Annotated in this window: 6 protein-coding genes; 4 read left to right on the top strand and 2 right to left on the bottom strand. The window is 60.6% G+C overall.

Annotation, left to right across the window (positions count from 1 at the left end):
- Positions 1-255: 255 nt before the first annotated feature.
- Positions 256-1,647: a PLP-dependent aminotransferase family protein gene (locus tag EEB12_RS12510; RefSeq protein WP_181447630.1), complete on the bottom strand. Its 1,392-nt coding sequence runs from the start codon at positions 1,645-1,647 to the stop codon at positions 256-258.
- Positions 1,648-1,696: 49 nt separating this feature from the next.
- Here EEB12_RS12510 and EEB12_RS12505 point away from each other — a divergent pair, with 49 nt between their 5' ends.
- The 4 genes from EEB12_RS12505 (at position 1,697) to EEB12_RS12490 (ending at position 5,918) form a co-directional block, all read left to right on the top strand.
- Entirely contained in the window at positions 1,697-2,155 is a 459-nt protein-coding gene (locus tag EEB12_RS12505; protein ID WP_113682033.1) for a carboxymuconolactone decarboxylase family protein, read from the top strand.
- Between the two features lie 620 nt (positions 2,156-2,775).
- The gene (locus EEB12_RS12500) at positions 2,776-4,215 is read left to right on the top strand and encodes a hypothetical protein (protein WP_258537483.1); all 1,440 of its coding nucleotides are present in this window, start codon (positions 2,776-2,778) and stop codon (positions 4,213-4,215) included.
- Between the two features lie 129 nt (positions 4,216-4,344).
- Positions 4,345-5,043 carry a class F sortase gene (locus tag EEB12_RS12495; RefSeq protein WP_141487843.1) on the top strand — a complete coding sequence of 233 codons (699 nt, stop codon included), beginning with the start codon at positions 4,345-4,347 and terminating at the stop codon, positions 5,041-5,043.
- 77 nt (positions 5,044-5,120) lie between these two features.
- Positions 5,121-5,918, top strand: a complete 798-nt coding sequence (locus EEB12_RS12490) for an SDR family NAD(P)-dependent oxidoreductase (RefSeq protein ID WP_141487842.1) — start codon at positions 5,121-5,123, stop codon at positions 5,916-5,918.
- 14 nt (positions 5,919-5,932) lie between these two features.
- Here EEB12_RS12490 and EEB12_RS12485 read toward each other — a convergent pair whose 3' ends face one another.
- Positions 5,933-7,054, bottom strand: coding sequence for a GGDEF domain-containing protein (locus EEB12_RS12485; protein WP_030534865.1), 1,122 nt, complete (start codon positions 7,052-7,054; stop codon positions 5,933-5,935).
- Positions 7,055-7,126: the final 72 nt, after the last annotated feature.

Raw genomic sequence — 7,126 nt, 5'->3', positions numbered from 1 at the left:
GTGATGGTTGGGGGGCTTTCTCGTACCCAAACCCCCCCCAAAAAACCCACCCCGCACTCTCCGAGTGAACGGTACGTTCGTCGCCTCAGATCGACCGCACGTACCGTTCACACCATTAGGGGCGGGCGGGCCGGCTCACCACCCCGTCCGGGATCGAGCGAACGACACTCTCACCCTCTTCAGTGAGATGAACGGTACGTTCACTCCATCAGGGCAGGGCAGGGCAGGTGAGCGGATGGGTAGATCCGACAGGCGCTATCGCAGAGCCACCTGCAGCACCTCGCAGAGCACATCCAGCGTCCTGGAGTACTGCGACTGCGTCGGCGTGCTGTAACCGACGACGACGCCGTCACCGCCGACTGACGACACGTCGGGATGTCGGAAGACGGACAACCCTTCGAGCCCGAGATCGCGCGCCTGCGCCGCCGCAAGAACAGATTGTTCGGTGCCGGAGGGAAGGCGGATCACAGCGTGAAGACCCGCGGAGATCCCCTCGACCCTGGCCCGGGGTACTTGCTGTGCAAGGGTCGCAACCAGTTGATCGCGTCGTCGTCGATACGAGGTACGCATCTTTCGAATATGGCTGTCGAATCTTCCGGATTCGATGAAGTCTGCCAAGGTCAATTGATCCGTTGAACTTACCCAGCGTTCGTAGGGTCCCTTTGTTGCGAGGACGGGTTCGATCAGCCTGTCCGGCAACACCATCCATCCGATGCGTATGGCCGGCGACAGTGTCTTGCTGACAGTGCCGAGGTATGCAACGTGCTGCGGCGCGATTCCTTGGAGTGCGCCGACAGGCTTTCTGTCGTAACGGAATTCGCCGTCGTAGTCGTCCTCGATGATGACGCCACCGGTAGTCGAGGCCCATTCGAGAGCGGTCGCGCGCCTCGCCGGTGTGAGGGGGCCTCCGAGAGGGAACTGATGGGTCGGCGTCAGCAGAACGCTTTCAGCAGACGTTGACGCCAATTCGTCTGTGCAAGTGCCTGATTCGTCGACAGAAATGGGAATTGTCAGCAGTCCTTCGTCGACGAGCAACTGTCGGTGCAGGTGAAGGCAGAAAGCATCGACCGCAATCGTTCCTCCGAGTGCACGGGCGAGGAGGGAGATCCCGTGACCCGAGCTGGCACTGATCACAATGCGGCTCGGATCGACGCGAACGCCTCTGGTGCGGCTCAGGTATGTGGTGAGGGCATTTCGGAGTTCGACTCGGCCTCTGGGATCAGTGGTCGCGAAAGCGTCGGTCGGCGCGGTGGTCAAAGCACGTCTGGCGGACGAAATCCATGCAGTGCGGGGAAACGCCGACGCGTCCGGCGATCCGGGGAGAAGGCTGTAGGTCAAGCGCCGTCGGGTCGGCGATGGATCGACCTCGCGACTGTGTGTGCTGGCGAGCGTGGCGACTACGGTCCCGGAACCCGGCCGTGTGACAAGCCAACCAGCGGCGGCGAGCTCGGCGTAGCAGTCCGCAACGGTGTTTCGGGCAACTCCGAGATCGAGTGCGAGGGTGCGAGAAGGCGGGAGTCTGGTGCCGGGCTTCAACAGTCCACTGTCGATCGCGTCGCGAAGCGTCTGAAGCAGCGCAGCGCGAACCCCGATTCCCTGTGGCAGCTCGATATGCAGATCGAACCCAAGATTGGCCCATGAATTCATCACCGGATTGAACCATGTTTCGGGGTCTTTCCGGGATTACGGTTTGAGTATGACTACAGCAACAGGACAACGACTGGATATCGCAAAGCTGGCGCCCGAGGTCTACAAGGCGATGATTGCGTTGGATGCCGCTGCGCGCAAGGGGCTGGAGCCGACGCTCGTCGAGCTAGTCCTCACGCGTGCGTCGCAGCTGAATCATTGCGCATGGTGCTTGGACATGCACACTCGCGACGCCCGAAAGGTCGGCGTGACGGAGCAGAAGCTCTACCTACTGAACGCGTGGGAAGAAGCGCGAGGGATGTACTCCGATCGCGAACGCGCCGCACTCGCCTTGACCGAGGCCGTGACAGTCCTTACCGACGGTTTCGTTCCGGACGAGGTGTACAGCGAGGCTGCCGGCGAATTCTCGGACGAGGAACTGGCCCAGCTCATCAGCGTCATCTTCACGATCAATGCGTGGAATCGCATTGCGGTTACCACAAGGAAGGCGCCTCCGGTCCGAGACTGATCCGAGGCTCGTACTCCGCTCTCTGTCGGGGGCAGATTTCCGCCGTCGGAGATCTGGGTAATCGCCACAAAGAGGACTAAAAGATTGGTTAAGACTGTGAAAAAAACCAACAGATTCTCTAAATGTGAGGCAAATCACATTTAGAGAATCGGTGGATTGTTCCGGGTATCTACAAGTTGTCCGAATCCAGACAAAGCAGTCTCGGCTGGAAGTTCCGGTGAAGGGGTCCGCATTGCGGGCCCCTTCTTTTGCGTGAGAGCTGATAACGCCCCTTCCTGTGAGTTTCCCCAGAATGTCCGAGTTACCGACCGGCTAGCGTCGGAGGAATGCCGGGAACGCCCCGGTTGCGTGAGCCGATTTTGAGTTGATCGCGATAGTTGTGCGGTTGGACAAAGGTGCAGTCATCTTGTTGGCTAACTCGTCGTCCGGAGGTTCAAGCTGCGTACGGGGGCTCGACGATCGGGTGGACTTTCTTGAAACATGCACTACATTGCCATCTAGTAACTGGCTGATTGCCAAAAGCGATCAGCCGATCCTCTCGGAAGTGAGCGCTGGGTGGCGTGGCCTTGGGAATCCAAGCAACCTTCCCGCTACCGAAATGTCTTGAAAGGGAAGCTTTGATGACTGTGTCTGGTTCACGGCGTAGGCCGCTTGTTCTCCGGCTCTCGCTAACTGCAGCTATTGCCGCAACGGTGGCCGGTAGTAGCGTTGCTTTTGCTTCACCAGCTGTGTCCGCGCCGATGCCTGTGCGAACCGCGGCTGCTCCGGCGTTCACCGCCGGGTTGTGTGAGGGCACTGAGTACACGCCCTCCGAGCAGATGCTCGACATCTCCGGCATTCGGCTGGATCACTACAACGACGGCAACATCGTGCCGATGTACGGCACCACGGATCGGGGTACCTCGGCCGCGGTGGATGCGCCGGTCTGCGGTGTCCGCGACGTCGACGGAATTGCGAAGTCGGAATGGATGTACTGCACGGACTTCGATCTCGATCCATGTGCCGGCGTCGACGAAAACGGTTTGCCCGTCGACAAGCACAACGACGAGATGGGTGCGACGGTTCCGTCATCGGGCAATCCCGATCTGTCAGCCGACGATCTCGCTGTCATCAGTTGGTTGCTGCAGAATCCCGCCAAGCTCGACGGCGCCGTTTCGGGAAACGGCAGTGAGGATGCGCGTTCGGCGCGGCAGACGCTGGTGTGGTGCGTTTCGGACTACGACAATCCGCTGATGGCCGATTTCAAAAGCCTGTGCGACAGGAACATCGGCGACGACGAGCGAGCTCGCATCGTCGAGATCATGAACGTCACGCAGACGCTCGACCTCGTTCGTAAGACACCCGCGACGGGAACTCTGAAGGCCGGCGAGACTGCCGTGTTCACCCTGAACACGAATATGTACCGGAAGCCGATCAATGTTCAGTCCTCGGCGGGCACCGAACTCACCGTCTGTGGCGACAACGCCAAGGCAACGTTGAGCGCAAACCAATTGACGGTCGACGGCCGCGGCGACGCACCGACTGCCGTGGATCTGTGCCTCACCACTGCGGACAGCGGTGACTACTCCGTGACCGCAAGCGTCATTCCGGATTCGGTCGAGAACCTGCACTGGAACACAGCAGGCGCACAGTGCCAGATCTTCGCGTCGTTCGACACCGTTCGGCCGGCGTTGATGAATGCGTCTGCCAGCGTCGGATATGCAGCATCGCCCACGACGACACCCGCAACGACGACACCGGCAACAACGACACCGGCAACCACGACGCCTGCAACTCCGGTCGTTCCGATTGTGCCCATCGTGCCGATTGTTCCGATCGTGCCGATTGTGCCGGTCGTGCCCGTAGTTCCGGGTGCGCCTGTTCCGTCGCAGCCGGTTGCAACTCCCGCTGCTCCGGCGCCGTCGGCTCCGAAGCAGGCCACCGGACCTCGCCCGGTTGCCATCGACGGTGGTGCCGCTGAACAGAATTCAGGCCGCAACGTCGCCGTCGCAGTGACGGGCCTCGGGCTTGTCGGTATGGCTGCTGCCGGAGCAGTTGCTCTCCGCCGCAAGCGTTCCTGACGCCAGGCAGATGTAGTAGACGTCGGCACCGGTCACGATTCGTGTGATCGGTGCCGACACTGATCAGACGCAGGGGGCGTCAATTCGCAAGAGGCGCCGGGGGTGCCTCATCCCGCAGGAGACAGTTCGATGACCATGTACGAGTCGGATTCCAATCCATCCAATCCATACGACGATTCCAACCGCGATCAGCCCGCGAACATCGGCAAGGGGCGTCGTGTCGCGTTCATCCTGGCCCTCGTCGCGGTGCTTGTCGCCGGTGCTTCCATGGCTTTCGTCGGCCTGCGATCCTCCGATGACGATGCTGCGATTCCGCCGAGTCCGGGAGTTGTCATGTCGCACTCTGCGAATCCGGCGGCGCCTTCGGATGAGTTGATGGCTCCCAACACCCTTTCGCTCGATCCGGTCGGCGTTCAGGCGCCGATCGTGGACGCCACCGTGCCGGAAGGAGTTCTCACTCCGCCGGAGAACGTCAAGAACGTCGGAATCTGGCTCGACGGCGCCTCGCTCGACTCGGTCACCGGCACGACTTTGATTGCCGGACATGTCAATTTGACCGGCCAGGGTAACGGTGCACTGTTCGACCTGGGCACGATCGAACCGGGTGAAGTGATCCGTACATCCGACGCGACGGGCAAGAGCACGTCGTGGAAGGTGACTGCGGTGACGACGCGTCCGAAGGCCGATGGCGTGGAGGAAAGCGTGCTGGCCGGCCCGGATGGCCCTCGAAAGTTGGCAGTCGTAACCTGCGGCGGCGAACTGCAATTCGAGGACGGTGTGGGTAACTACGCCGACAACGTCTACCTGTACGCGGATCTGATGGTCTGAGACACAGAAACAATCCAGTCGGTCCCCGATCCCTCTTCGTAGAGATCGGGGATCGCCTGTTGGATAGTGTCGCAGGTATGGATCTTCACCTGTCTGGAAAGCGTGCGATCGTTGCCGGTGGTAGCAAGGGGATCGGTCTGGCAATCGCCAGAGGTCTGGCTGCTGAAGGGGTCGACATCGCGATACTCGCGCGCACTGAGCAAACCGTCGTAAGCGTCGCACGAGATTTGGTTTCGGAGTTCGGAATTCGTGCGATCGGAGTCGTGACGGATACGCGAGACGACGACGCGGTTCAGGCGTCGGTGCGGCAAGTAGTAGAGGAGTTCGGCGGCGTCGACATTCTGGTCAACTCGGCAGCGACTCCGTTCAGCGCCGGAAAGCCGACGGATTTCGAGGCGACCACCGACGACGTCGTGCGCGACGAAGTCGAAGTGAAAGTGCTCGGCTACCTGCGCACTGCGCGTGCTGTGGCGCCGTATCTGATCGATCAGGGTTGGGGTCGGATCATCAACATCAGCGGTTTGGGCGCCAGACAGGCAACCTCGATCGCCCACACGATCCGCAACGTCAGTGTGTCTGCGCTGACCAAGAATCTTGCAGACGAGCTGGGCCCCAAGGGAATCAACGTCACTGTCGTCCATCCGGGCGTGACGCGGACCGAGAGGTTGACCGCGCGGATTACGCGCGAGTCGGAAGAATCCGGCCGCTCGCAGGCGGAGGTGGAGCGGGGTATCGCGACGAATTCGATACACCGGATCATCGACGCCGAAGAGGTGGCTGATGTCGTGACCTTCCTGGCATCGCCGCGAAGCATCGCGATCACCGGTGACGCGGTGGCAGCGGGTGGAGGAGTGCCGGGGCCGGTTTATTACTGATAACTCACGTACTGCTACCTGCTCGCAGTGGTGACGATCGTGTGAACGCGTCCGCCGCCGAGTCTCTTGCTTTCGTACATCGCCGAATCGGCGACTTTCTGCATGTCGGTGAACGCTCTTGCACGCTCTTCTCCGGCGACGAATTTGTGGGTACGCACGGCGATTCCGATGCTCGATGTCGACGGTATCTCGTCGGTATTCGAGTGCATTGCCGGTCCGATCGAGTCGAGCATCGGGCCGATGGCCGGCACGGAAAGTCTTTGAGCGAGGATGAATTCGTCGCCGCCGACCCGTGCGACAACAGCATCGGCATGTGCCCAGGCGGACAACCGCTGTGAAACCCGGAGAATTATGCGGTCGCCCACGTCGTGACCGTGTACGTCATTGATCGTCTTGAATCGGTCGATGTCGATCGCGATCACGAGTAGTGCCGCCGATTCCTGACGCTGGAACTCCGCGAGTACCTTCTCGACGTGGCGGTCGAGGCCACGACGGTTCAGGAGCCCGGTGAGGGGATCGAGGTCGGAGCTGGACGCGTCCATGCTGAGCATCGTCAGCACGATCTGCGAGATGAACGCACAAACCACGAGTGCGGTGACGACAACCAGCACTTTCGAAACACCGAGCGCGGGATCTCGCTCCGGCCCGAAGAGGATCGGCTGCGCAGCCACCACGATCATCACAACCGAGAAGGTCAGGTGTGCGATCTGCAACTTCGGATTGTGAAAATAGGCGATGTAGATACCGATCAGCGCGTAGATGACACAGGTAAGTAATCGCGCAAGCTGCGAGGAATCTCCAAGTACGGAAATCGTGACTGCGATGTCGCAGAAGACTACGAAACCGAACGAGCGGCGCTTTGTCGGGCCGAAGACCCACCATGAGACTCCGACCATGAAGCACGAGATCACGACAACAGTGTTGAAGAACAGCGCAATCGTGCTTGTCGGACCAGCCGGACTGAATCTGTTGAGTAGTGCGCACACGCCCAGTCCGATGACAATGATGCCAAGTAATAGCCGGGTGGCGGTCGTGAGGCCGTTGTCGCGGAGATAGCGAGTGAATCGGTCGTATTGATCGGGGAGGGCCAGCCACTCGCGGGTCAGGGTCCTCATGGACTTCATCTGCGACGTCATGAGTGCATCAGTCTGCGATGGCGGGAGCGTGCGCCGTTCATCGTGAACTGACTCCTCTTCTGTCTGGCACCT

The sequence above is a fragment of the Rhodococcus sp. WS1 genome, from assembly GCF_003797745.1.
In the GTDB taxonomy this organism is placed as follows: domain Bacteria; phylum Actinomycetota; class Actinomycetes; order Mycobacteriales; family Mycobacteriaceae; genus Rhodococcus_F; species Rhodococcus_F erythropolis.
The sequence above is the reverse complement of the archived record's forward strand: the minus strand, read 5'-3'. Positions and strand labels throughout refer to the sequence as shown.